The 23,098-nt window shown below is 69.8% G+C and carries 24 protein-coding genes; 8 read left to right on the forward strand and 16 right to left on the reverse strand.

Going from position 1 to position 23,098, the window contains the following annotated elements; genetic code table 11:
• Positions 1-21 precede the first annotated feature (21 nt).
• Together ACXIZN_RS29130 and ACXIZN_RS29135 are read left to right on the forward strand one after the other, a co-directional pair.
• Positions 22-900 (forward strand): LysR family transcriptional regulator ArgP, encoded by an 879-nt coding sequence (locus tag ACXIZN_RS29130; RefSeq protein WP_457958205.1) that lies wholly within the window; start codon positions 22-24, stop codon positions 898-900.
• Positions 901-938: 38 nt separating this feature from the next.
• Positions 939-1,526: an HhH-GPD-type base excision DNA repair protein gene (locus tag ACXIZN_RS29135; protein WP_457958206.1), complete on the forward strand. Its 588-nt coding sequence runs from the start codon at positions 939-941 to the stop codon at positions 1,524-1,526.
• Here ACXIZN_RS29135 and ACXIZN_RS29140 read toward each other — a convergent pair whose 3' ends face one another.
• Genes ACXIZN_RS29140 through ACXIZN_RS29155 form a run of 4 tightly spaced genes read right to left on the reverse strand, consistent with a single transcriptional unit; the run spans position 1,527 to position 3,849 of the window.
• The gene (locus tag ACXIZN_RS29140; RefSeq protein ID WP_457958208.1) at positions 1,527-2,093 is read right to left on the reverse strand and encodes a GNAT family N-acetyltransferase; all 567 of its coding nucleotides are present in this window, start codon (positions 2,091-2,093) and stop codon (positions 1,527-1,529) included.
• A 7-nt stretch (positions 2,094-2,100) separates the two neighbouring features.
• The gene (locus ACXIZN_RS29145) at positions 2,101-2,682 is read right to left on the reverse strand and encodes a hypothetical protein (protein WP_457958210.1); all 582 of its coding nucleotides are present in this window, start codon (positions 2,680-2,682) and stop codon (positions 2,101-2,103) included.
• Entirely contained in the window at positions 2,664-3,308 is a 645-nt protein-coding gene (locus tag ACXIZN_RS29150) for a spermine/spermidine synthase domain-containing protein (protein WP_192747909.1), read from the reverse strand. The genes ACXIZN_RS29145 and ACXIZN_RS29150 overlap by 19 nt, the downstream gene beginning before the upstream one ends.
• 22 nt (positions 3,309-3,330) lie before the next feature.
• The gene (locus tag ACXIZN_RS29155) at positions 3,331-3,849 is read right to left on the reverse strand and encodes a TrmH family RNA methyltransferase (protein WP_457958212.1); all 519 of its coding nucleotides are present in this window, start codon (positions 3,847-3,849) and stop codon (positions 3,331-3,333) included.
• Positions 3,850-3,952: 103 nt separating this feature from the next.
• Here ACXIZN_RS29155 and ACXIZN_RS29160 point away from each other — a divergent pair, with 103 nt between their 5' ends.
• Complete coding sequence (locus tag ACXIZN_RS29160; protein ID WP_126735321.1) at positions 3,953-4,141, forward strand: DUF1918 domain-containing protein; 189 nt, start codon at positions 3,953-3,955, stop codon at positions 4,139-4,141.
• A 3-nt stretch (positions 4,142-4,144) separates the two neighbouring features.
• Here ACXIZN_RS29160 and ACXIZN_RS29165 read toward each other — a convergent pair whose 3' ends face one another.
• Positions 4,145-5,314, reverse strand: a complete 1,170-nt coding sequence (locus tag ACXIZN_RS29165) for an MFS transporter (RefSeq protein WP_457958214.1) — start codon at positions 5,312-5,314, stop codon at positions 4,145-4,147.
• A gap of 177 nt (positions 5,315-5,491) precedes the next feature.
• Here ACXIZN_RS29165 and ACXIZN_RS29170 point away from each other — a divergent pair, with 177 nt between their 5' ends.
• Both ACXIZN_RS29170 and ACXIZN_RS29175 read left to right on the forward strand, forming a co-directional pair.
• The gene (locus tag ACXIZN_RS29170) at positions 5,492-5,806 is read left to right on the forward strand and encodes an ArsR/SmtB family transcription factor (RefSeq protein ID WP_457958215.1); all 315 of its coding nucleotides are present in this window, start codon (positions 5,492-5,494) and stop codon (positions 5,804-5,806) included.
• Between the two features lie 184 nt (positions 5,807-5,990).
• Positions 5,991-7,163 (forward strand): MFS transporter, encoded by a 1,173-nt coding sequence (locus ACXIZN_RS29175; protein WP_126735327.1) that lies wholly within the window; start codon positions 5,991-5,993, stop codon positions 7,161-7,163.
• 47 nt (positions 7,164-7,210) lie between these two features.
• On the opposite strand, the gene ACXIZN_RS29180 is transcribed toward ACXIZN_RS29175, so the two are convergent.
• Entirely contained in the window at positions 7,211-7,510 is a 300-nt protein-coding gene (locus tag ACXIZN_RS29180; RefSeq protein ID WP_126735329.1) for a DUF3017 domain-containing protein, read from the reverse strand.
• Positions 7,511-7,663: 153 nt separating this feature from the next.
• Between ACXIZN_RS29180 and ACXIZN_RS29185 the strand changes: the two genes are divergently transcribed.
• The gene (locus ACXIZN_RS29185) at positions 7,664-10,249 is read left to right on the forward strand and encodes a glycohydrolase toxin TNT-related protein (RefSeq protein ID WP_457958217.1); all 2,586 of its coding nucleotides are present in this window, start codon (positions 7,664-7,666) and stop codon (positions 10,247-10,249) included.
• Positions 10,250-10,307: 58 nt separating this feature from the next.
• On the opposite strand, the gene ACXIZN_RS29190 is transcribed toward ACXIZN_RS29185, so the two are convergent.
• The 8 genes from ACXIZN_RS29190 to ACXIZN_RS29225 form a co-directional block, all read right to left on the reverse strand.
• Positions 10,308-10,895, reverse strand: a complete 588-nt coding sequence (locus ACXIZN_RS29190) for a pentapeptide repeat-containing protein (RefSeq protein ID WP_457958218.1) — start codon at positions 10,893-10,895, stop codon at positions 10,308-10,310.
• 22 nt (positions 10,896-10,917) lie between these two features.
• The gene (locus ACXIZN_RS29195; RefSeq protein WP_457958220.1) at positions 10,918-11,988 is read right to left on the reverse strand and encodes a reverse transcriptase family protein; all 1,071 of its coding nucleotides are present in this window, start codon (positions 11,986-11,988) and stop codon (positions 10,918-10,920) included.
• A 139-nt stretch (positions 11,989-12,127) separates the two neighbouring features.
• Positions 12,128-12,610: a VOC family protein gene (locus ACXIZN_RS29200; protein WP_457958222.1), complete on the reverse strand. Its 483-nt coding sequence runs from the start codon at positions 12,608-12,610 to the stop codon at positions 12,128-12,130.
• A 68-nt stretch (positions 12,611-12,678) separates the two neighbouring features.
• Positions 12,679-13,188, reverse strand: coding sequence for a hemerythrin domain-containing protein (locus ACXIZN_RS29205; RefSeq protein WP_457958224.1), 510 nt, complete (start codon positions 13,186-13,188; stop codon positions 12,679-12,681).
• Positions 13,189-13,294: 106 nt separating this feature from the next.
• A complete protein-coding gene (locus ACXIZN_RS29210; RefSeq protein WP_457958226.1) occupies positions 13,295-16,651 on the reverse strand; it encodes an error-prone DNA polymerase in 3,357 nt (1,118 codons plus the stop codon).
• A 3-nt stretch (positions 16,652-16,654) separates the two neighbouring features.
• Entirely contained in the window at positions 16,655-16,807 is a 153-nt protein-coding gene (locus ACXIZN_RS29215; protein WP_167373507.1) for a hypothetical protein, read from the reverse strand.
• A gap of 2 nt (positions 16,808-16,809) precedes the next feature.
• Positions 16,810-18,402 carry a DNA polymerase Y family protein gene (locus tag ACXIZN_RS29220; protein WP_457960627.1) on the reverse strand — a complete coding sequence of 531 codons (1,593 nt, stop codon included), beginning with the start codon at positions 18,400-18,402 and terminating at the stop codon, positions 16,810-16,812.
• Positions 18,403-18,416: 14 nt separating this feature from the next.
• The gene (locus ACXIZN_RS29225) at positions 18,417-19,091 is read right to left on the reverse strand and encodes a hypothetical protein (RefSeq protein WP_457960628.1); all 675 of its coding nucleotides are present in this window, start codon (positions 19,089-19,091) and stop codon (positions 18,417-18,419) included.
• Between the two features lie 229 nt (positions 19,092-19,320).
• Between ACXIZN_RS29225 and ACXIZN_RS29230 the strand changes: the two genes are divergently transcribed.
• Together ACXIZN_RS29230 and pip are read left to right on the forward strand one after the other, a co-directional pair.
• Complete coding sequence (locus ACXIZN_RS29230) at positions 19,321-20,136, forward strand: hypothetical protein (RefSeq protein WP_457958228.1); 816 nt, start codon at positions 19,321-19,323, stop codon at positions 20,134-20,136.
• 44 nt (positions 20,137-20,180) lie between these two features.
• Positions 20,181-21,128: a prolyl aminopeptidase gene (gene pip, locus ACXIZN_RS29235; RefSeq protein WP_457958230.1), complete on the forward strand. Its 948-nt coding sequence runs from the start codon at positions 20,181-20,183 to the stop codon at positions 21,126-21,128.
• Here pip and ACXIZN_RS29240 read toward each other — a convergent pair.
• Together ACXIZN_RS29240 and ACXIZN_RS29245 are read right to left on the reverse strand one after the other, a co-directional pair.
• Entirely contained in the window at positions 21,125-22,465 is a 1,341-nt protein-coding gene (locus ACXIZN_RS29240) for a hypothetical protein (protein WP_457958232.1), read from the reverse strand. The genes pip and ACXIZN_RS29240 overlap by 4 nt on opposite strands.
• An 80-nt stretch (positions 22,466-22,545) precedes the next feature.
• A complete protein-coding gene (locus tag ACXIZN_RS29245; protein ID WP_457958233.1) occupies positions 22,546-23,031 on the reverse strand; it encodes a pyridoxamine 5'-phosphate oxidase family protein in 486 nt (161 codons plus the stop codon).
• Positions 23,032-23,098 lie beyond the last annotated feature (67 nt).

Genomic DNA, 23,098 nt, shown 5'->3' on the forward strand with positions numbered 1-23,098 from the left:
TCTTACGTAAGATTAGCGCTCGTGATGGCAGACCTGCCCCTCGACCTGGTCCGCACGCTGCTGGTGGTCGCCGACGAAGGCACCTTCGACGCGGCGGCGTCGGCACTGCACGTGACCCCGTCGGCGATCAGCCAGCGCGTCAAGGCGCTCGAACAGCGCACCGGCCGGGTCCTGCTGATCCGCACGAAACCGGTGCGCCTGACCGAATCCGGGCAGGCGGTGGTGCGGTTCGGCCGTCAGCTGGCGCTGCTGGAGGCCGACACCCGGGCCGAACTCGGCCTGACCACCGGCGACGAGCCGGTCCGGCTGACGATCGCGGTGAACGCCGATTCGCTGGCGACCTGGTTCCTGCCCGCCCTCACGAGGGTGCCGCCCGAGCACAAGATCTGCTTCGAACTGCATCGCGAGGACCAGGACCACACCACGACCCTGCTGCGGGAGGGCCTGGTGATGGCCGCCGTGACGTCGTCACCCGATCCGGTCGCCGGGTGTTCGGTCCACCGGCTCGGGCACATGCGCTACCTGGCCGTCGTGAGCCCGGCACTCGGCACGGACCTCGACCTCGCCGAAGCGCCCGTCGTCGTCTTCGATCGCCGCGACGACCTGCAAGACCGATTCGCGCGCGAGCGCGGCACGATCGCGAGCCGGCTGCGGCACTACGTCCCGTCGTCCGAAGGGTTCTTCGACGCCGTCGCGGCCGGGATGGGCTGGGGCATGGTGCCGCTCGCGCAGATCGGCGACCGGCTGCGCGACGGCAGCTTCGTCTGCCTCGACCCCGACCACCCGATCGACGTACCGCTGTTCTGGCAGCAGTGGAAACTCGACTCCCCCGCGCTGGCGGCGGTCTCGGCCACCATCACCACGGCGGCCGCGGACCTGCTGGTCGACCCACAAGGATGAAGACGCGCGGATCGGCCCGGTCGTGAGATCCTGGGCGCATGACGCGCGCATTGCACCTGGTCGGGGACGAGGAAGCGGACCGGCTGCTCACCGAAGACCCGTTCGCGCTGCTCGTCGGGATGCTCCTCGACCAGCAGTTCCCGATGGAACACGCGTTCCGCGGCCCGCAGAAGATCGCGGACCGGATGGACGGGTTCGACATCGGGAAGATCCACGCGATGGACACCGAAACCTTCGTCGAGCTGTGCGTGATCCCGCCCGCGATCCACCGCTACGGCGCCTCGATGGCCCGCCGGGTGAAGGATCTCGCGCAGCACGTCGTCGAGGTCTATGACGGGGACGCCTCCCGGATCTGGACGGCCGGGCGCCCCAAGCCGGACGGCCCCGAAGTCCTCAAACGCCTCAAGGCGCTGCCCGGCTACGGCGACCAGAAGGCCGCGATCTTCCTCGCGTTGCTCGGCAAACAGCTCGGCGTGCAGCCCAAGGGCTGGCGCGCGGCGGCGGGTGCGTACGGCGACCGCGGCTCACGGCGCTCGATCGCCGACGTCACCAACGCGAAGACCCTCGGCGAGGTGCGCGCGTTCAAGAAGGCGGCGAAGGCCGCCGCCAAGACTCCTGCGAAGTAGCTACTTCTTCCCTGCCCCTGGCCACGGTCCCGGTGTCTCGGCGGGCAGTTTCGCCTGCTCGACCTCGGTGCGGAACAGCCGGAAGCCGCGTGCCTGGTAGTTCTTGAGCGCGGCCGGACCGTCCGTGGTGCAGGTGTGGACCGTGACGCGCCGCGTCGGCGTCTTGCCCGGCCAGCGCTCCGCGAGCGCCCACGCCTTCCGCAGCGCGACGGTCAGCAGGTGCCCGCCGACGCCCTTGCCGACGAAGGACGACATCAGGCCGAAGTACGCGAGTTCGACCTCGCCGGCGACAGTGCCGTCGAGTTCGAAGTAGCCGCACGGCGTGCCCTGCGCGTACGCCACCCAGGTCTCGACCCCCGGCCTGTCCAGCCACTCGACCCACTGTGCCCACGTCCAGCCGAGCCGGTCGATCCAGAACCAGTCGCCGCCGACGGCGGTGTAGAGGTAGCGGTTCAGTTCCGGGCTGACCAGCTCGGCGCGGGTGACCGTCACCGGGACGGACGGCGGTTTCGCCGCGCTCAGCTCGTCCGGTGAGGTCTGCTCGAGATGCCAGGTCGTGATCTCCATAAGGCGATCATTTCAGCCAGACCCGCAGCGGACCCAGCGCCGTGTAGCCGTTGCGGAGGGCGGCGTCGAGATCCTCGCCGCGTTCGTAGCCGGTGATCGGCAAACCGGGGAAGCTGGCCGCGACGGCCGAGGTCGCGCCGCGCCAGGCGTCGTCCAGGTCGCCTTGAGTGTACAAATTGGACAGTCCGGCGAAGTCACCGTCCCGGTTGGCCGTCACCCCGGCGGCACCGCTCGACCACACGGCGACGGACGGGTCGTCGAAGGGGTCGGCGACCCGGGACCAGCCCGGTTCGAGTGGTGGTCGCGCCGTACAGGTGATCCAGGTGGCCTCGAAGAGCACCTTGAAACCCAGCGGCGCGAGATCGAGGCAGGCGAAGCTGTCCTTCACCGCGCAGCCCGGCGAGGTGTCGATCCCGTCCAGCACCTCCGCCGCCGTCGCGTCCGGGGTCAGGGTCATCGCGTCCGGATACAACGGCGGCGTCCGGCGGGCCGACTTCCAGACGCGGGCGGTGAAGGTGCCCGTCCGGCACACCGTGTCGCACCAGCGGGCGTTGACCCGCGCGGCGTCCGCTACACCCGCGCGAACCACAGCACGTCCGGTTCCCCTTGCGGCACCGGGATCTTCAGCTCCCGCACCTCACCGAACCGCGCCCGCAACCGTTTCCTGAACGACGGCACCGACTCGGCACTCCACACCCCGAGCACGCCGCCGGGACGCAGCCGTTCGGCGAGCATGTCGAGCCCTTCGTCCCGGTAGAGCTTCGAGTTGCCGTCGGTGACCGTCCATTCAGGACCGTTGTCGATGTCGAGGCACAGCGCGTCGAACCGTTCTTCCGTCCTGCGCAGCCACTTCACCAGATCGGCCTCGACGACGGTGACCCGTTCGTCGGACAGGGCGTCGTCGTGGACGTCCCTGAGCGGCCCCTCGCGGTTCCAGCCGATCACGGCGGGCTCGCGCTCGACGACCACGACCTCGCCGACGCCGGGATGGTCCAGCGCGGCGCGCAGCGAATAGCCGACGCCGAGACCGCCGATCAGCATCCGCGCCTTGCCCGGCACCAGATCCGCAGCCACCGACACGAGCAACCGTTCGGATTCACCGTTCCGGGTGTCCATCAGGAAGACACCGTTGGCGATGACCTCGAAGTCGTCCCCTGCCCGGCGGAGCACCAGTTCGCCGCTTTTCCCGGCGACTTTGTCGAGTACGTCGGTCATCCGGGCAGCTTATCGGCGACGGTCACAGCAGTCCCGCCAATTTGTACAGGACGAGGCTGCCGGCGACGGCGACGTTGAGACTCGCGCCGGTGCCGGCCATGGGAATTTCGACGACGGTGTCGAGAAGATCGAGCGCGTCCGGCGGAATGCCCTGCTGCTCGTGGCCGAGCACGGCGATCGTCCGGCCCCGCGCGGGCGCGAGGTCGGCGAGACGCACGGCCTCGTCGGCGAGTTCGACACCGACGATCGCCGTGCCCGCCGCCTTTTCCCGCGCCAGCCAGCCCGGCGGATCGTGCACCCAGTGCACACAAGCCGGACGGCGCAACGTGTTCCCCCGGCGCAGCGCCTCGGGCACCCACGGAAACCGCGGCACGGCGAGGCAGGCACCCACCGCGTCACAGGTTCGCAGCAGCGTGCCGAGGTTCGCTCCGTGCAATGGCCACAACGGCGCGGCGACGAGATGCCCCCAGCAGGAGTGGGCTTTCCTTCTTCTGGCCGCACGCAGTTCCGACGGCGTGCGGACCCGGATCGACGGGCTCACCGGACGTGAGGCGTCGCGCCTCCAAGGATTTCGAGGATCATGCCGACACTGTAGCGAGATCACCCCGACGCTCCTAACCTTGAAGGCGTCGGAGGTGGTTCTCATGCAGGCGACCGTCGGAGACGAGATCCACGTGCACGGACGCACGGTGGGCTCGGCCGAACAACGCGGCGAGATCCTCGAGGTACGCGGCGAGCACGGTGCCCCGCCGTATCTCGTCCGGTTCGCGGACGGACACGAAGGGCTGGTGTTCCCGGGCCCCGACTGCGAAGTCCAGTCTCGCGCCGAATAGACGTCATTCGGCCAATGCGGGCCGCTTCACGCGGTTCCGCCAGCCCGCCACGACCACGGCCGCACCGAGCGCGGTCAGCACCGCCGCGACTTCGGGCAGCAGAAGCGGCCCGCCGCCGCTCAGCACCGCTCCCCCGACCACGCCGGAGAGGCCGACGCCGAGGTAGATCGCGGACGCGTTGAGCGAGAGGACGAGCCCGGCGTTCTGCTTGGACAGCTCGATCAGCCGGTGCTGGATCGGCGGATTGACCGACCAGGTGGCCAGGCCCCACAGGAAGAGGACGATCGCCGCGCCCGCGACGGTGGTCGCGACCACCGGCAGCAACGCGAGCACAACGGTGATTCCGCCGAACACCACCAGCAGCGGTCCCTTGGCGCCCCAGCGGTCGGCCGCGCGGCCGCCGAGGACGTTGCCGAGCGCGCCGCCCGCGCCGTAGACGAACAGCAGCAGGCTGACCGTCGTGCCGTGGACGCCCGCGGTGGCGGACAGGACCGGCGAGATGAAGGTGTAGACGGAGAACGCGGCGAGGCAGCCGAGCACGGTCGCGCCGAGCATGGCGAGGACGCGCGGGTCCTTGGCGACGGTGAACCGTTCGGCCAGCCGGACCGGAGGCGGCGCCGGGACGGCGGGCAGGACCAGCCGGACCGCGAAGGCGCCGAGGAGCGAGAAGACCGCGACGAGCGCGAAGACGGCCTGGTAGCCGACGCTCTGCGAAAGGACACTGCCGAGCGGGACGCCCAGGATCGTCGCGACGGTGAGCCCGCCGAAGACGAGCGCGACCGCGCGGCCCCGGCGTTCCGGCGAAGTGAGCTCGGCGGCGACGGCGCTCGCGGCCGGGGTGAAGACCGCCGCGCCGATCGCGGTGACGACCCGCGCGAGGAGCAGGGTCACGTAGCCGGGCGCGAGGGCGGCGAGGGCGTTGCCGACGGCGGTGACGACGAGGGCGGCGACCAGGAGCGTGCGCCGCTCCCAGCGGCCGGTGACCGCGGCGAACAGCGGTGAGCCGACCGCGTACGCGATGGCGAAGGCGGTGACCAGCTGGGCGGCGGCCGTCTCGGAGACCGCGAGCTCGCCGGTCAGCGCGGGCAGCAGCCCGGCGACGACGTAGCCGCTGGTGCCGACCGCGAAGGTACCGAGCGCCAGCACCGCGGTCCTGGGTGGTGCGAAGGTCATGACTCCCCAGCTCCAGACCCCACAGATCGCGTTTAGCCCGCTAAACGCAGGTCGGCGCCGGATCGCGTTTAGCCCGCTAAAGGCGACACGGGGGTCGTTGTTCGATGGTTGTCGTAGTTCGATGGAGACCGTACTACGAACTCGCCGGAAGTTCGAGGGGCGTCGTACTATGGACGAATGGCCGCGACGCAGCAGTACGTCTATCCCGATCAGGACGAGATCCGGATCGAGGCGGTCCTCGCCGCGCTCGCGGACCCGGTCCGCCTCGACATGGTCCGCCAGCTGGCCGAGCCCGGCACCGAGATCTCCTGCAGCGGATTCGACGTCACCGTGACCAAGTCCACACTCACCCATCACCTGCGCACGCTGCGCGAAGCGGGCATCATCATGGGCCGCCAGCAGGGCACCGCCCGCTACAACTCGTTGCGCCGCAAGGATCTCGACGAGCTGTTCCCCGGCCTGCTCCAAGGGGTGCTCGCCGCCCGCCGCTGAGGGTGGCCAGCCTCACCCGAAACCGGGATGACAAAGGCACCCTCGATCGGTTGAACTGGACGCAGGACAGCGGGGCCGCACACGCTGTCTTCTTTTGTGTCCGAGACCTAAATCGATTCAGCTCGCCATCCGCGACACTGGGCGAGTAATCGTTTACTCACGTACGACCCTCGAAGGGAGAGCCGTGCCCGTCGCGCTGCTCGCGCTCGCCATCGGTGCCTTCGGCATCGGGACCACCGAATTCGTCATGATGGGCGTGCTGCCCGAAGCCGCCGCGGACTTCGGCGTGTCGATCCCGTCCGCCGGGTACCTCATCTCCGGCTACGCCCTCGGCGTCGTCGTCGGCGCCCCGCTGCTCACCGCCGCCGCCGTCCGCCTGCCGCGCAAGACGATGCTGCTGGCGATGATGGGGCTGTTCACGCTCGGCAACGCCCTCTTCGCGCTCTCGCCGAACCAGGAGTTCGGTGTCGCGTTCCGCTTCCTCGCCGGCCTGCCGCACGGCGCGTTCTTCGGCGCCGGCGCGGTCGTCGCGTCCAGCCTGGCCAAGCCGGGCGAACGCGCGAAGGCCGTCTCGATGATGTTCATGGGCCTGACCCTGGCCAACGTCGTCGGCGTGCCGCTGGGCACGCTGCTCGGCCAGAAGGTCGGCTGGCGCGCGACCTTCGGCGTCGTCGCCGTGATCGGCCTGGTCGCCATGGCCGCGATCGCGAAACTGGTCCCCCACCAGGGCAAACCGGTCGAGCCGTCGCTGCGCGGCGAACTCGGCGCCTTCCGCCGCCCGCAGGTGTGGCTCGCGCTCGCGATCGTCACCTTCGGCCTCGGCGGCGTGTTCGCCTGCCTGTCCTACATCGCGCCGATGCTGACCGATGTCACCGGCTACTCGCCGTCCGACGTCACGCTGCTGCTCTCCCTGGCGGGCGTCGGCATGACGATCGGCAACTACCTCGGCGGCAGGCTCGCCGACAAGGCGCTGATGCCGAGCCTCTACGTCTCGCTGATCGCGCTCGCTTCGGTGTTGGCGATCTTCACCTTCACCGCGAACGGCAAGGTCGGCGCGGCGGTGACGATCTTCTTCGTCGGCCTCGCCGGCTTCATGATCGGCCCGATGATGCAGGCGCGGATCATGGAGAAGGCGGGCGGGACGCCGTCGCTGGTCTCCGCGGCCGTGCAGTCGGCGTTCAACATCGCGAACTCCATCGGCGCCTACCTCGGCGGCCTGGTGATCGCCGGCGGGCTCGGCCTGGTCGCGCCCAACTGGGTCGGCGCGTCGCTGGCCGTCCTGGGGCTCTCGCTGGCCGTGGTGTCCGGCGGTATGGACCGCCGCGAAGCCCGGCTCGCGCCCGCCATGGCTTCCTGAGCCGAATACAGGAAGGCCCCCTTGCCAGAAGGGGGCCTTCCTGTATTTCAGGACAGGGGTCCGCCGGTGATCGTGAGCGCGATGAACAGGATCAAGACGGAAAGCGCGCCATAGGTCAGGACGTCGACCGGTTTGCCCCGGATCGCCAGCAGCCCGGCCTTCGCCTCGGGCAGTACCGCCCGGAGCAGCCCGGCGAGCAGCAGCGCGCCGCCGATCAGCGCGGCCCCCTGCCGCCAGTGGTACTGGCCGATCCGGAGGGCGGCGACCGCCACCACCAGCATCACCAGCAGGAACGGCAGGTGATGGAGCAGTGCCCCACGGTCACGCCGTTGTCCGGCCACCGCCATCAGTCCTCGTCCTTCGGGGTCTCGGGGGCGATTCGGTTCACTCGGTCAGTATCCCGGGTGAGTGATCCGGCACCAGGTCAGGGCGTCTTCCGGCGAGTCAATAGCGGCAAAACCCACATGCGGGGTGCACACGAGCGCGGATACGGTCAAAATGTGACCGTGGCACAACCGACGACTCAGTTGAACGCGACCGAGCAGGACACCCTGGTCAAACAGATCGGCCTCGCCCTGCTGCGGGCCGCTCCGCGTGATTGGCGGAAGGTGACCGCCGAGTACCGAGCCGTCGGCAGGTACCACGAGATGACCGGGGAGATCATCACCGAGGACGGCACCTCACACGAATGGGTCGCGACGCACGACATCGCGACGCTGTTCGGCAGACTCCGTGCCGGGATGTATCGCGACGGCCGCGGCACCTGGTTCAACGCCCGTTACCAGCTCGACCACCCGTCGAGCTACAACCTCGAGTACAACCGCGACGAGCCGCAGTGGCGCCTCGCGCCGCCGCCGCAGGCGCTCTCCGACGAGCTGCGCATGTTCCCCCGCTCCGAGGAGAACGTGCCCGAATGGCTGATCCGGCGCATGTCCGGCCTCGGCCCCGAGCAGCCCGGACCGCATTTCCGCATCGCCCGCATCTTCGACACCATCGGCCCGGCCGGGCGTCCGGTGATCAACCGGCCCGACCTGGAGATCGAGGAGCAGGACAGGCTGCTCGAGTACCTCGACCACGCGCCGCTGGTGGTCACCGAACGCGGCTACGACATCGACCGGCTCGCCCAGACCCCCGAGGCCACCGTCCCGGTCGCCTTCCACAGCGACGGGCAGTGGATCTGGCCTGCCGCCGTGAACTTCTACCTGCGCCAGTACGGCGTCTCGCCGGAGCTCGACCTGATCGAGCACGTCCGGCAGAACGACTTCACGCTGCCCGAGGTCGACGGCCCGACGCTGCAGGCCGCGGCGGGGTACCTCACCCGGGGGAATCAGCCTCCGCAGCAGCGCCCCAACGGCCCGGGTGGCCCCGGCGGGCCTGGGGGGCCCAACAACGGCGTGCCCGCGGGTCCGCCTCCGCAGGGTCCGCCGCAGAACGGCCCGGTGCCGCCCCAGCAGGCCGCACCCGGCCCTGGCCCGAACCAGGCCGCCCAGCCGCCCGTCCCGCCGCCGCACCAGCAGGGTCCGGACCAGGCCGCGGTGGCCGCCGCGGCCGCCGCTCCGGTCGCCGCGGCGGCGGCCGTCCCCTCCGCCGAATCCACCGTCCCGGACCAGGCCGAGCAGGCCCAGCGGTACGAAGACGACTACGACACCCAGGACTACCAGGCGCAGGACTTCCACGAAGCCGCCGCCGAGCAGCAGTACGAAGACGGCTACGAAGACCCGTACGCGTCCGAGCAGGACGCCTTCACCGACGAGGAGCGGCAGGGCACCGAGCCCGAGCCGCAGCTCGCCGACCCGGAGGCGACCACGTACGCGCGGGCCCCGCAGGCCGGCGCCTACGAGCAGCCGCCGATCGAGGAGGAGCAGGACGCGTACGCCCGGCAGGAAGAAGACCAGCCGTACGCGCCCCCTGAAGAGGAGACGACCACCGGCTACACGCCGGTCGAGCAGGCGGACGCCGGTCCCGAGCTGCCTCTCCTCACGCACGACGCGGAGCCGGACGTGGCGCCCCCGCCGTCGGACACCGAGATCACGCAGGTCGACGCCCCGCCGCAGGAGCGGGGGACCTTTGCTACCGCCCCCGTACCCCACCCGGAGCCCGAGCCGCGCCGCGCCGAGCACCCCGAGCCGGTGCTGAACGAGTTGCAGGCGAAGTTCGACGAACTCGACGTGCCCGGCGACGTCTACCGCATCGGCTCGCCCGCCGAGCACGGCTGGAGTGTCGAGCAGGTCGACGGCGGCGGCTGGCGGGTCGGCTGGTACGACGGGAAGCTGACGAATCCGGCGGTGTTCGGCGACGCCGAGGACGCGGCCGCGTTCATGCTCGGCAAGGTTCTGCTGAACCCGAACGGCGCTCCGCCGCCCGCGGAACAGCCCGCCGCCGAAGAGGAACCGGTCGAGGAGCCCGCTCCCGCACCGCCTGTGATGGCGACGCTGTCCCCCGAGATCGCGACCGGTTCGCATCCGGTGCCGCCGCGGGAGTCGATCCCGGCACAGGAACAGACCGCGTTCACGACGGCCGAAGAGCTGCTCGGGGACGACCTGGACGACGAGCCCGCCCCCGCGCCGGTCCCGCCCGCGCCCCCGGCACGGCCGAACCCGGTGCTGGCGACCCCGCCGCCCGCGCCGCCGCGGCGTGAGCCGCCGGTGACGCCGCCTCCGCCGCCGATGCGGCGCGAGGAACCGGCCCGTCCGCCCGCGGCGGCGAGCGCCGGGGCGCCCGACGCCAAGCAGAACTGGCCGATCTCGCCGCTCAACGGTGAGCCGCCGCTGACGCTGTTCCGTGGCAAGGAGCTGCGTGAGCTGCCCGCGGGCAGCGAGCTGGACCGCTTCGGCGGCCCGAACGGCAACCTGACCTACGCGGCCGGGACGCCGTTCGAGGAGCGCTCGCTCGTGCCGGAGTGGGTGAACCGGCCGTACCACGTCTACCGCGTGCAGCGTCCGCTCGAAGCCCTCGCCGGTGTCGCGATCCCGTGGTTCAACCAGCCGGGTGGCGGGTCCGCGTACCTGCTGCCGGCGTCCATCGAGGAACTGCTCGCCGAGGGCGACCTCATCGAGCTGGACCCGGGCGAACCGCCGATCGACTGAGCCACCCAGGCGTTATGAACGGGCCGTTCCTTGCGAAATTCGCCAGGAGCGGCCCGTTTCAGTGGATGACGAGACCGTGCGCGGCGGCGTAGGCGATCGCGGTCTCGGTGTCCACGTGGACCCCGGCGAGGTTCGCCTGCACCAGGCCGTTGGCGTCGAGCCGCGCGCCGCGCAGGTCCGCGCCGTCGAGCTTCGCGCCCGCCAGCCGGGCGCCGGTGAGGTCCGCGCCACGCAGGTCGGCGCCGGTCAGATCCGCGTCGAGCAGGTTCGCCTCACGCAGCCGCAGGCCACCTAAGTCCACTTTGGACAAACGAGCCTTGCTGAGCGACACCAGCGAGAGATCGCATTCGGTGAAGGCGATCTTCTGGAACCGGCAGTCCACAAAGGACGATCCGAGCATCGAGCAGGAGCTCCACCGCGTACTCGCCAGCACACTGCGGTCGAAGGTGCACGAGCGGAACGCGGACGCCTCGTGGCGCGAGCCTTCGAAGTCGACCTTGGTGAAGTCGCACTGATCGAAGGTGCAGCCCTGGGTGCGCAGCCCGCGCAGGTCGGCTTCGGTGAAATCACAGCCGACGAAACTGCGTTTTTCCCACCACTGCTCGGAAAGAACGGCTTCTCGGTAGTCCTCCGCGGTCTCGATCACCCGTCCAGGATCGCATACCCGCTCACGACCAGGTGATGCCGCCGAACAAGTCGCGCAGCTTCGCCGCCCGGCGCTCCGAAGACGCGGCGATCCAGCCGATCCGGCCGAGCAGATGGGCGCGGAAGTCCGGGTGGCCGGCCCGGTTCTGTTCCTCCGGGCCGGTCCGGACGCAGTTGTGGAGCACCGCGCGCAGGGCGTCGTAGTCGGCACGTGTCGCGGCGGGCGCACTGTTGACCACCAGTCCCGCGACCCGTTGCCGCTGGTGCGCGGCGGTGATCGACGTCTTGTCGTCCCGGAGCCGGAAACCCTCGTCGGTCACGATCCGCCGGACCCCGGGCAGCAACCGGTGCAGTGGCAGGGAATCCCCGGAGAACGCCAGATCGTCGGCGTACCGCGTGTAGGCCGCGCCCAGCGCACGGGCGAGGCCGTCGATCCGCCGGTCGAGATGGTGCGTGACGGCGTTCGCGACCGCGGGCGAGGACGGCGCGCCCTGCGGAAGATGCGTAGCCGCCAGGTTGCTCAGCAGCCGCACGCGCGCCGGATCCCGACGGCCATCGGGCACGGTGGCGAGGACATCCGGCGGAACGGCCGTGGTGAGCACACCCGCCAGCGCCTCCGCCACGACGGACGGATAGCCGGCGAGGGCGAGCAACGCCGAGATCCGGCGCGCGGACACCGTCGGAAAGAAGCCTTCGAGATCCATCCGGACCACGGTCTCCCGGCCGGCATGCGGTGCCGCGCACGACATCGGCGACCGGCCGCGCCGGAATCCGTGCGCGGCCTCGTGCACCGGCAGCGCGTCGACGACGTGCCGCACGATCCGGCGTTGCAGTTCGGCGATGCGCGGCTTCGGCCGCTCGATGAGCCGCACCCCGCCCGAAGCCGTCGGGATCCAGCGGTAGGTGTAGTGCCGGATCGGCCCGGCCGCACGCCTGTTCCAGCCCTTCGCGTCGGCGAACCACGACAGTTCGCCGGGGGTCAGGCCGAGACCGGCGGCGCACTCGTCGAAGGTCGCCCAGCGAGCCACCTGGAACCGCCAGACCGGCAGCAGGGGTTCGAGGAGCGACGCGGAGGTGACTCTTTCTCCTGTCATCCGCGCGGACTCGCACGCGGAGCATGCCGCGCTCGCGCGGGGCGCCTTGTCTCGCTGACTTCGTACTCCCCGGGGTTGCCCCGGAGTGGGTGGTGATCCACCGGCTCACCTCCGCGTCGCGATCACCACCCTACCGAAATCAGCGGCTCGGGATGATCTCCGAGCTCGCCACGTAGTTCATGGCTTCGATGAACTTCGGGTCGTTCATCCGGCGCTCCATCTCCGGGTAGTCGAGATCGACCACCCTGGTCTGGATCCACCAGAGGTTGCCGAACGGGTCGAGCACCCGGCCGACACGGTCGCCGAAGAAGAGTTCGGTCTGCTTCGTGACCTCTTTGGCGCCCGCCTCGATCGCCCGGCGCTGCGTCTCGATGCTGTCTTCGACGTAGAGCCGCAGGTACGCCGGAGTGTCGACCCAGTGGTCCCGCGAATCGAACAGCATGACGACCGAATCGCCTATCCGGACCTCCGCGTGCCCGATCTTCCCGCCCTCGACGTACACCGGCTCTCCGATGGGCTCGGCGTCGAAGACACGCTTGAGGAAGTCGATCACGCCCGCGGTGTCACGCGAGATGATCCACGGGGTGACCGAGTGGTAGCCGTCGGGGATCGGGTTGGTCATCGGAGTTCTCCTCAGTCGTCGTAGTGCGATGAGAAGAACGCTAAAGCCCGTATAGGACAGATCATGTCCTAATGGGATTTCAGCAGGAAAGAAGGCTTCGACTCCTGCCACTCCGGCATGTCCAGCGAGTTGAGCGCCTCGACGATCCGCTTCTCCTCGTAGCGGAAATGCGTCTCCATGATCGCCGTGAGCCCGTCCAGTTCCCGTTGGATGTCGAGGATCTCGGCCTGGCTCGACCCGGGGCCGACATCGGCGACCAGTTCTTCGATCCGTTCGATGATCCCGGTCATGACGTCGTGGTCGTGCGCGAGCTCTTCGAGCGACGGCCGCAATTCGGGGAATTCGTCCGCCAGCACAAGAAAAGCGCCACCGTCCTCGCCGGTGTGATGCCTGGTCAGCGCCGAGCAGAAGGTGAGGCAATGAGCCCGGAGATCGCGCAGCCGCTCGGCACGCCCGGCCGCGACCGACTCCAGGTCGTCATCCAGCCTGGCCAGCTCTTTACGCAGCCAGTTGTGAACCTGAACGAGTTGATTTCCGAACGCCGTCAACCGGCCGTTCGTCCGAGAAGGGGTTTCCATGATTTCCCATGGTCCGGCGCCTCCATGCCCGCGACGGTCTCTTTGCCGGGTGCACTGCGACGCTGGAAACACTTCAGCACGGCCTCCCGATGATCGTCAAGAGGGTTCAGCGGAAGTCACGGGACTTGGCGGTGATCCGCAACGGCAGGTGCCGGATCTGTTCGGCGAGGACGTTCACCACCTCGCCGGTGCGCTCGACCACACCCCGGACCAGCAGCGCGGGGCTGCCGCGGGCCACCCGGTGATAGCGCTGCCACACCCCCATCGTGCAGATCACGTTGATCATCCCCGTCTCGTCTTCGAGGTTCATGAAGGTGACGCCGCCCGCCGTCGCCGGCCGCTGGCGATGGGTGACGGCGCCGCCGGTCAGCACGTGTGTGCCGTGCGGGATCTCTCGCAGGCCCGCCGCCGTGACGACGCCGAGTTCGTCGAGGTGCTCCCGGATGAACTGCGTCGGGAAGCTGTCCGGTGACACCCCGGTGGCCCAGACGTCCGCGGCCGCGACGTCGATTTCGTCCATACCCGGCAACATCGGCGCCTTGGCCCCGGTGATGAGTCCCGGCAATTTCTCCGGGCTTTCGCCGGCGACCGCCCCCGCCGCCCAGAGCGCGCTACGCCTGCTCTCGCCGAAACAACCGAAGGCACCGGCCGCGGCCAGCGCCTCGACCTGCGGCCTGGTCAGCCGCACCCGCCGGGCGACCTCGGACAGATCCGCGAACGGGCCGCCGCTTTCCCGCTCCTCGACGATCTTCTTCGCCAGGTTCTCGCCGATCATCCGCACGGTGGACAGACCGCCCCGCACGGCGAGCAACTTTCCCCCTTCCGGCAAGGGTTCCAGCGTCGCGTGCGGAAGACTCGCGTTGATGTCCGGGCCGAGCACCCGCACCCCGTGCCTCCGCGCGTCGGCGACCAGCGACTGCGGCGAGTAGAACCCCATCGGCTGCGCGCGGAGCAAACCCGCCAGGAACGCGTCCGGGTGGTAGTACTTGAAGTACGCGCTCGCGAACACCAGCAGGGCGAAACTCAGCGCGTGACTCTCCGGGAAACCGAAATTCGCGAACGCCTTGAGCTTGCCGAAGATCTTCTCGGCGAGCTCGCCTTCGACGTCGTTCTTCGCGGCGCCTTCGAGGAAACGGCGTTTGAGCCGCTCCATCTTCTGTTCGGACCGTTTCGCCCCCATGGCGTGCCGCAACTGATCCGCCTCCGCCGGCGTGAAATCGGCGATGTCGAGGGCGATCTGCATCATCTGTTCCTGGAACAGCGGGACACCGAGGGTCTTTCCCAGCGCGTTGGCCAGTTTCGGATGGTCGAAATCCCATTTCTCCTGGCCGTTCTTGCGCCGGATGTAGGGATGCACCGAACCGCCCTGGATCGGGCCGGGCCGGATGAGCGCGACCTCGACCGCCAGATCGTAGAACTTCTTGGGGCGCAAGCGGGGCAGCGTGGCCAGCTGCGCCCGGCTCTCCACCTGGAAGACGCCGATCGCGTCGGCCCGGCAGAGCATTTCGTAGATGTTCCGATCCTTGAGATCCAATTCGGAGATGTCGACCTCCTCGCCCTTGTGATCACGGACCAGATCGATCATGTAGTGCAGCGCCGACAACATCCCGAGCCCGAGCAGATCGAATTTGACCAGCCCGGCGGCGGCGCAGTCGTCCTTCTCCCACTGCACGACACTGCGGTTCTCCATACGGGCCCATTCGATCGGGACGACCTCGCTCACCGGCTGACGGCAGATCACCATCCCGCCGGAATGGATGCCCAGATGCCGGGGGAAGTCTTCGAGCGCGCAGGCCAGCTCCACGACCTCTTCCGGGATGTCGTGATCGTGGTCCTTCTCCGTGGCCCGCAACGCGCCCCAGCGGTCGATCTGCTTGCTCCACGCGTCCTGCTGGCCGGGCGTGTACCCCAGCGCCCGCGCCGCGTCCCGGACCGCGGACCGCGCCCGGTAGGTGATCACGTTCGCCACCTGCGCGGTGTTCAGCCGACCGTATTTTTCGTAGACGTACTGGATCGCCTCTTCGCGGCGGTCGGATTCGATGTCGAGGTCGATGTCCGGGTAGCCGTCGCGATCCGGGGCGAGGAACCGTTCGAAGAGCAGGCCGTAACGCACGGCGTCGACCTTGGTGATGCCGAGCGCGTAACAGACCGCCGAGTTCGCGGCCGATCCCCGGCCCTGGCAGAGGATCTTGTTCTCCCGGCAGAAGTTCACGATGTCCCAGACGATCAGGAAGTAGCCGGGGAAACCCAGCTCTTCGATGATGTCCAGCTCGTGGTCGATCAGCTTCCGCGCTTTCTCGCGGTAGTCGGCGTCCTTGTTCTTCTCGTGCTCTTTCGCGCCTTCCTTGGTGAGGTAACGCAAGTAGGCCGCTTCGCTGGCGTGCTCCTTCGGAACGTCGAACGGCGGCAGTTCCGGCTTGATGTGGTGGAGTTCGAACGCGCACTCCCGGCCGAGCAGCGCCGCCCGCCGCACCGCGCCCGGATACCGCGCGAAGATCTCGTCCATCTCCTCCCCCGACCGCAGGAACGCCGTCCCCGCGGCGGGCAGCCAGCCCTCCATGTCCTCCAGGCCCCGCCGGGCACGGATGGCGCTGAGCGCGTCGGCGAGCGGGGCCCGCTCCGGCCGGGCGTAGTGCGCGGCCGTGGTCGCCACCGTCGGCAGGCCGAACTCGGCGGCCATCTCGCTCAGCAGGTCGTTGTGCGTGCTGTCCAGGGGAAGGCTGTGGTCGATGAGTTCAACGTAGACGTTGTCCCGGCCGAAGCAGTCGATGAGTTCCTTCAGCCTCACGACGGCCGCGGCGGGGCCTTCGGTGACGAGCGCCTTGCGCACCGCGCCCTTACGGCACCCGGTGAGCACCACGCATTTCCCGCGTACCTCTTCGGCGACCGCGCGCAGATCGTAGACCGGCCGGCCCTTCTCCGCCCTTTCCTTGGGGGACAACGACTGCCTGTCGAAGCCGTACAGCTGGCCGGCGGTGATCGCCCGGTTCAGGCTCAGGTACCCGTCCTGCTGCTTGGCCAGCAGGAGCAGATGCTCACCCTCGGGATCGGCGAACCCGTTCTGCGGCCCCGAAAGGCCGAAGCTGAGCTCGGTCCCGAAGACGGTGTGCACACCCAGCTCCCTCGCCGCCTCGGCGAAGCGCACCACGCCGTACATGCCGTCGTGATCGGTGAGCGCGATCGCGTCCAGGCCCAGCCGCGCCGCCTCCTCCACCAGCTCCTCTGGGTGGCTCGCCCCGTCGAGGAAACTGAAGTTCGAATGGCAGTGCAGTTCGGCGTACGGCACCCGGCACGCGGTGGCGCCGTCGTCTTCGCCGATCAGCCCGGTCAGATCCGCGGGCCGCTGGTAACCCTGCCGCTTGGCACTCCAGGCGGGGCTGTCACCACCGTCGCCGGGCGAAACCTCGCCCGCGAGCTCGCGGGCGAGATCCTTCCACGGCCGCGGAGGGTTGTTCCAGCCCATGGGTCACCGGTTCTCGGTCGAGCTTCTCGGCGCGGGGACGAACACTTCCGCGCGCGGGACGCAGGCCGCCCAAGCGGTGTCCAGCTCGGCACGCTGTACCGGGATGGCCGGCTCTTCCAGCCAGCGTCGCACCAGCCGCGTGTACTCCTCGTCCATGGTCAGTCGTACTTCCCTTCCAGTGTCCACATCGGATTCTTGTGGTGCTCGAAGCGCAGCAGCACCGCCTCTTCTGCGTCCTGCCCGTCGGCCAGCAGCACCTGCAACCGCATCCGGGTCCCCGACCGGGCGTGCCCCGCCCCGGCCCGGACGCCGACGAACCACGGCCCGGCCCAGGCGACGACCTCGCGCGGCTCACCACCCTCGAAACTCACGAGGAACGGAGCGGCGGTGACCCGGCGCCGCACGGTGATCTCCACGACGCGCCCGTTCTCGTCCAGCACCTGAGCGGGTACCGGGCGGGCGAACACCGTCGCCGGAGAGGGCGACGGGAGCCGCCCCGCCCAGTTCGCGTCCGCCTGCGCCGATTTCTCCCGCCTGTCGCCCCACGGCACCAGCCGGACCCGCTCGGCGGGATCGCGACCGCCGTCGAGCACCGCGGTGAAGACGCTCTCCGGGCCGAGCAGCCCCTGCACCCGCACCAGCGCACGGCCCGCCCGCTCGCCGGACACCCCTTCGTCCTCTGTGGACGGTCGCAGCACACCTGTCGCGCCCGCCTGCCACAACCCGAGCTGCAGCGACCGCCCTTCGACCGTCTCCTCCGGCTCCAGCCGCAACCGCACGACGCCGGAATGGGGGCGGTCCTTGGCTTTCAGCCAGCCTTCGAACTGCCAGCGCACCCTGTCCGCGACGCCGAGCGGGGTCAGCGGTTCGGCGCAGCGCCACACCCGGCCGAGCTGTTCACCGGTCTCGGTGGTGGCGTAGATACCGAGCCGGGTGCAGGCCAGCCCGTGCGCGGCGAGCCCGGCGTGGAAACGTTCGCCGAGCCCTTTCGCCACGAACGCGGCGGCGTCGACCCGGTCGATCGGCGGGTCGAACGCCTTCGCGAGGGAGAGTTCCGGTGGCGGCCGCCGACGCGACGGTGGCCGTTCGGACCGTCCTCGCGCCAGCCTGTGCGCGAGCACTCCCTCCGCCCCGAAACGCGCGGAGACGTCGCTTTCGTCGAGGGCCGCGAAGGCACCCAGCGTGTGCAGGCCGAGCTGTTTGAGCAGGGTGACCAGCTCGGCACGGCCCGCCTCGGGCTGATCGAGCTCGCGGATGGGCAGCGGGGCCAGGAATTCCGCCGTGCCACCGGGTTCGACCAGCGTCGAACGGCGGGCGGCGAGCGTCGCGGCGAACAGCCCGTCGGCGACGCCGACCTGACTTTCCACTCCCGCCGCCACGGACACCTCGTCCACCAGTCTTTCGAGCAGGCCATGTTCACCGCCGAAGTACCCGGCCGCGCCGTCGACCGGGACGGCGACGATCCCCGGGCGTACCACCTCGACACCGACGGCCAGCTCCTCCACCGCCCGTGCGACGGACTCGAAGAGCCGGGCGTCACGGCCGTCGTCCTCGCCGAAGACCGCCAGCTCCGGGCAGCAGGACTGGGCCTCGCGCCGCCGCATCCCGCGGCGGACGCCGTATCCCCTGGCCACCGCGGTGCAGGCGACCACGCGGTTCGCCGAGAAGACCGCGGCGGGGCGGCCGACGGGTTCACCCGCGACGGCCGCGGCGGCGACCGCGGGCCAGTCCGGGCACCACAGCACCAGCATGCGTACAGGCAGGTTCACGCCGTCCCCCACCTGGTCGCGGGGAAGTCCGCCCGCTCGACCTCGCCCTGGCCGGGGAACCGCAGCAAAGCCGACGTCGGCCGGGCGGCCGCACCCCGGCCGCCAGCCCGTACCTCCACTTCACGGCTGCGCAGGTAGCCCGCGCCGCGGCCGGTGAAGCCCGTCCATCGCGTGCGACGACAGCTCAGCTCGACCTCCGCACCGGGCCAGGAGCCCAGCGAAAGCAGCACCGAACCACGGTTGCGCGCGCGAGCGGACAACCTTCTCGCCACCTCGGGCCTGGCGAGCCCCGGACCGACGACCACGAGGTCGAAACCGTCGAGCAGGGCCGCGGTCACCGCCGGGAACTCGGCACCGGGACGGGGGACCAGCGCCAGCCTGCCCACCTCGACCCCGAGTTCCGCGGCGGCGACCACCCCGAGCGTGGGCAGGCCGACCGCGACCGCCCACGCACCGCCGGCGGTCGCGGCGGCCAGCAGGGTGAGCATCAGTGACGTGGACCCCAGCACCGAAACGGTGCTCCCGCGCCGGAGCCCCGCGGCGGGCAGCAGACCGGACAACGCCGGGGACACCGGGAGCACCCTTCCCGTCGTCCTCGCGTGTTCGGCCGCGGAAGCCACGCCACTGGCCGTGCTCACTCCTGGCAAAGCCGCCAGCCTCGCCAACGGCAAGGCCCGCGCCTCGACCACCTCCGCTGTCACCGGACCTCGCCTCCCCACGACACCTAGACCGTCCTTTGTGGACGGAACCGGCGTGCCACGGGGAAGGCGGCACTTCGAACGCGTGTTCGATGACTCCAGTAGACCGGGTGGCGCAGCGGTTGTCAAGCGAGCCGGAACGATCACCGGACCTGTCACGTCCGATATCCGGAATCACCGCGTCAGGAAAGGAAAACCCGCAGTGGACGACGCTTGGCCCGAGACGGTGAACGGCTGGGAACTCGCCAGGGAGGGCCATATCGAGAACTACCGCAAACGGCTGGCCAACCAGGTCACGGTCACCGCGATCTGGGAGAACGGGACCGGGCGGGGCCAGGTCGACGCCCGCACCGAACCGCTGGGCGGCGGACGGACCCTGACCAGCAGCCGCAAGGACTTCCGGGACAAGGAGGCGTTCTGGACCGCCGCGACGTGCGTGCTGGAGATGGCGGCGAACCTGCCGTCACTGGACTGGAGCACGAGCCCGGCGGACTCGGCGCTGGCCGGGACCGTGGCGGGGATGGTCGAGGCGAAGCCCGGCACCAGCGGCCATCCTGAGGCCGAACTGACGTTCACGCTGACCGAGGGGCACACCGTGACGTTGGTCATGACCGACGAGCAGGCCTTCGACCTGAGCAACAGCATTTCGCGGCTCGATCACCACGCCTGGTCCGAAGAACGCGAAGACGACGAAGAAGATGACTACGAGGACTACGACGAACCCGTCGTAGTGGAAGAAGTGCCTGACGTCAGCGGTGTCCGGTCCGGTCCGGACACCGGGCACGACCTGGTCACGGTGCTGGAGGAACGGTTCGGAGTCACCGAGGACAACCTGCTGGCGCACGTCGACTGGTCCGCGCTCATCGTGGTGGGTGAACCCGCGGTGAGCTCCCTCATCGAACGGGGTGGCGAGCTGACCGCCGCGGTGGCTCCGCGGTGGTATCCGGTCGTGGCGGACCGTCCCGGTGAACGCTGGGTCGTCCTGAAGCGCACCGGCCTGCGGTACCACGGGGAATGAAAACCTCGTCTCCGGGAACCGGCCGCGTGCCCGAGGATAGGCACATGTACCCGGAGATCGAGCCCCACGCGTCAGGTCATCTGGACACCGGTGACGGCAACCTCGTGTACTGGGAGGAATGCGGGAATCCCGACGGCAAGCCCGTGGTGTTCCTGCACGGCGGCCCCGGCGGCGGCTGCTCGCCGTCGCACCGCCGGCTGTTCGACCCGTCCGTCTACCGGATCGTCCTGTTCGACCAGCGCGGGTGTGGGCGGTCGCTGCCGCACGCTTCGGCGTCGGGCGATCTTTCGTCGAACACGACCTGGCATCTCGTCGACGACATGGAACGCCTGCGGGAGTCGCTGGGCATCTCGCGATGGCAGGTGTTCGGCGGGTCCTGGGGGTCGACGCTGGCGCTGGCGTACGCCGAGAAGCATCCGGAACGAGAGTCGGAGCTGGTGCTGCGCGGGGTCTTCACGCTGCGCGCGTCCGAAGTGGACTGGTACTACCGGGGTGGCACGGCGAACTTCTTCCCGGACCTGTGGGAGAAGTTCACGGCGCCGATCGCCGGACTCGACGGCGATCCCGTCGAGCTGTACGCGAAGCTGCTCGCCGACCCAGACCCCGCGGTGCACGGGCCCGCCGCCGTCGCGTGGAGTACCTGGGAGGCCGCGACGGGGACGCTGCTCCCCCGTCCCGAACTGGTGGCGGATTTCGCCGTGCCGGAATATGCGCTGGCGTTCGCACGCATCGAGAACCACTATTTCGTGCACAACGGGTGGCTCGAAGAGGGACAGCTGATCCGAAACGCCGCCGTGCTGAAGGACATCCCCGGCGTGATCGTGCAGGGGCGGTACGACCTCGTCACGCCCGCGGTGTCCGCGTGGGACCTGCACAAGGCATGGCCGGAATCGGAGCTGGTGATCGTGCCGGATGCCGGGCACGCGTACGACGAGCCCGGCATCCTGGCCGCGTTGCTGGAGGCGACGGACCGGTTCCGCGATCAGTCCTAGCGAGGAAGCGGGGCCGGGTGGTGCCGCTGGAACGCGGCTGCGGCGGTGCCACCTTCACCGTGCAGCCAGTCGTAGAGGAAGCGGAGTTCCGGGCCGAACCGGTTCGCCTCGGCGTTCAACCGTTCCGGTGACGTCGACGGCCAGCGACCGGTCTCGACGCGGTCCCGCAGCACGCGCAACGCCGTCAGTTCCTCCGCGGCGGTGTGCTGGCAGTGGCCGCCCCGGTTCACGAACAGCTGCCGGATCCGGCCGGATTCGACGCGGTCGCCGTAGGTCCGCTCGTGTTCGGGGGCGACGCCGTCGCCGATGGGGTGCAGCGTAACGACGGGCGGCCGGCCATGTCCTGCCGGCGTCCCGACTCGGGTGAGCCATCGGGCGGCGGCGTTGTCGGCCCCGACCCTGGGCGCGGCGGCGAGCGCGGCCAAGTCGGCGCCGAGGTCCAGCCCGGCCGCACGGTAGGCCTGTTTCACGAGGTCGCGTTCACTGGACCGGGCGAGCACGGCGCGGTAATCCACTCCGGTGTTCCCGACTGGGTTCCCGCCCGCCTGCACCTCCAGGTCGGCCCGGTGCGCACCCCAGGCCAGCTGGTCGTAGACGGCCAGAACGAACTCCGTCTGCTGACGGATCTGCGCGGCGACGTCGGAGGACCGGGGATGGTGCGCCGTCGACCAGCCGGGGACGTCGGCGAACGCGTTGGCGAGGGCGAGCCGCGCCCGTCCATCGGGTGATTCCAGCGCCTTCGCGACCACCTGGCGGGCTTTCGCGAGGTTCGCCGCGGGGTCGGCGATACGGGCGACCTCCAGTTCCGGCGCCAGCAGCGTCCGGACCGCGAACCCCAGGTCGAGCGCCTGATCGAACGACGCGGAACCGCCCGCGACGGGACCGCACATCGCCAGCACACCGTCGATCCGGTGCGGAAGCCGCTCGGACAACAGGACCGCGTTGAGCCCGCCGCCGGAAGCTCCCCAGGCGAGCACCTGCTCCGGACGGCCGACAGTGCGGTCGAACCAGGACAGCAGCGCCGTCTGGTCGTGGACGGCTTCGCGGGCCGAGAAGCCGTTCGGCTTGCTGTAGAGCGACGCGGCCAGCGCGTAACCCTCGCCGAGGAGAACGGGTTTCGCCTCTTCCCGGTTGGCGAGTTCGATCTCCTCGGGCACGTATCCCGGCGGATAGATGCCGTGGTTGTACAGCAGCAATCCGCCATTCCAGTTAGACGGCACCTCGACCCGGTACCGGGCGCCGTCGATCACTCCGGTGTGCACGCGGACGTCGTCCGCCGCGATGGCGGGCGCGCCGGTGACGATCAGCGCGGCGGCCAGGATTCCTGTCAATGTCATGGCGGAAATGCTGGCAGCGCAAGGCTTCGCGGGAATCCGTCGAGACGCGGCTTCCCGTCTACGCCTCCCGGCGTACGAGCTCAGGCACTCTTCCGGCGGATGAGCTCCTCGACGGCGGAAGGCAGCGTGGTCTCGAAGTCGATGAGCTTGACCCAGGTCGGGGTCAGCACGACGCGAACCATGTCGTCGTAGAGCGACCGCACGTTTTCCTCCCACTCGGCCCGCTGTTCCGGCGTCATCTCGTAGGTGCCGCTCCACTGCAGGTACTCGTCGGGGATGTCGTCGACGTGGTCGAGTTCGACGGTGCCGCGGAGGAGCAGGATCTTCGGCGGATGCGATTCGGTGTCGATCGTCAGCGCCACAGCGGGGTTGCGGCGCAGCGCCGGCAGCTTCTGAGCGTTCGTCGGGGTGCACATGACGATCTCCCTGCCGTTCCAGTAAATGCCGATCGGGATCGCCCGCGGCGTGCCGTCGAGCGCGGTGTAGGCCAGGCGGGCCAGGTCGCGTGCCAGGAGCTCCTGGCTGAGCGGGCGGTTCAGGATCTCGTCGATCGTGTTCTGCTTCATGTCTCTCTCCTCGGGTCGCCGTCTTCGCGGACACCCCGGGGACGCCGCTGTCCGGCACACTTCGACA

The sequence above is a fragment of the Amycolatopsis sp. TRM77291 genome (assembly GCF_054166285.1).

Bases quoted from the DNA above. Each gene is read 5' to 3' on its own strand.
- ACXIZN_RS29165 (WP_457958214.1), bottom strand. From the start codon at position 5,314: ATGACCTTCGCACCACCCAGGACCGCGGTGCTGGCGCTCGGTACCTTC.
- ACXIZN_RS29140 (WP_457958208.1), bottom strand. From the start codon at position 2,093: ATGGAGATCACGACCTGGCATCTCGAGCAGACCTCACCGGACGAGCTG.
- ACXIZN_RS29180 (WP_126735329.1), bottom strand. From the start codon at position 7,510: ATGGCGGTGGCCGGACAACGGCGTGACCGTGGGGCACTGCTCCATCAC.
- ACXIZN_RS29200 (WP_457958222.1), bottom strand. From the start codon at position 12,610: ATGACCAACCCGATCCCCGACGGCTACCACTCGGTCACCCCGTGGATC.
- ACXIZN_RS29135 (WP_457958206.1), top strand. From the start codon at position 939: ATGACGCGCGCATTGCACCTGGTCGGGGACGAGGAAGCGGACCGGCTG.
- ACXIZN_RS29170 (WP_457958215.1), top strand. From the start codon at position 5,492: ATGGCCGCGACGCAGCAGTACGTCTATCCCGATCAGGACGAGATCCGG.
- ACXIZN_RS29240 (WP_457958232.1), bottom strand. From the start codon at position 22,465: ATGACATTGACAGGAATCCTGGCCGCCGCGCTGATCGTCACCGGCGCG.
- ACXIZN_RS29195 (WP_457958220.1), bottom strand. From the start codon at position 11,988: ATGACAGGAGAAAGAGTCACCTCCGCGTCGCTCCTCGAACCCCTGCTG.
- ACXIZN_RS29160 (WP_126735321.1), top strand. From the start codon at position 3,953: ATGCAGGCGACCGTCGGAGACGAGATCCACGTGCACGGACGCACGGTG.
- ACXIZN_RS29205 (WP_457958224.1), bottom strand. From the start codon at position 13,188: ATGGAAACCCCTTCTCGGACGAACGGCCGGTTGACGGCGTTCGGAAAT.
- ACXIZN_RS29150 (WP_192747909.1), bottom strand. From the start codon at position 3,308: ATGACCGACGTACTCGACAAAGTCGCCGGGAAAAGCGGCGAACTGGTG.
- ACXIZN_RS29215 (WP_167373507.1), bottom strand. From the start codon at position 16,807: ATGGACGAGGAGTACACGCGGCTGGTGCGACGCTGGCTGGAAGAGCCG.
- ACXIZN_RS29220 (WP_457960627.1), bottom strand. From the start codon at position 18,402: ATGCTGGTGCTGTGGTGCCCGGACTGGCCCGCGGTCGCCGCCGCGGCC.
- pip (WP_457958230.1), top strand. From the start codon at position 20,181: ATGTACCCGGAGATCGAGCCCCACGCGTCAGGTCATCTGGACACCGGT.
- ACXIZN_RS29210 (WP_457958226.1), bottom strand. From the start codon at position 16,651: ATGGGCTGGAACAACCCTCCGCGGCCGTGGAAGGATCTCGCCCGCGAG.
- ACXIZN_RS29245 (WP_457958233.1), bottom strand. From the start codon at position 23,031: ATGAAGCAGAACACGATCGACGAGATCCTGAACCGCCCGCTCAGCCAG.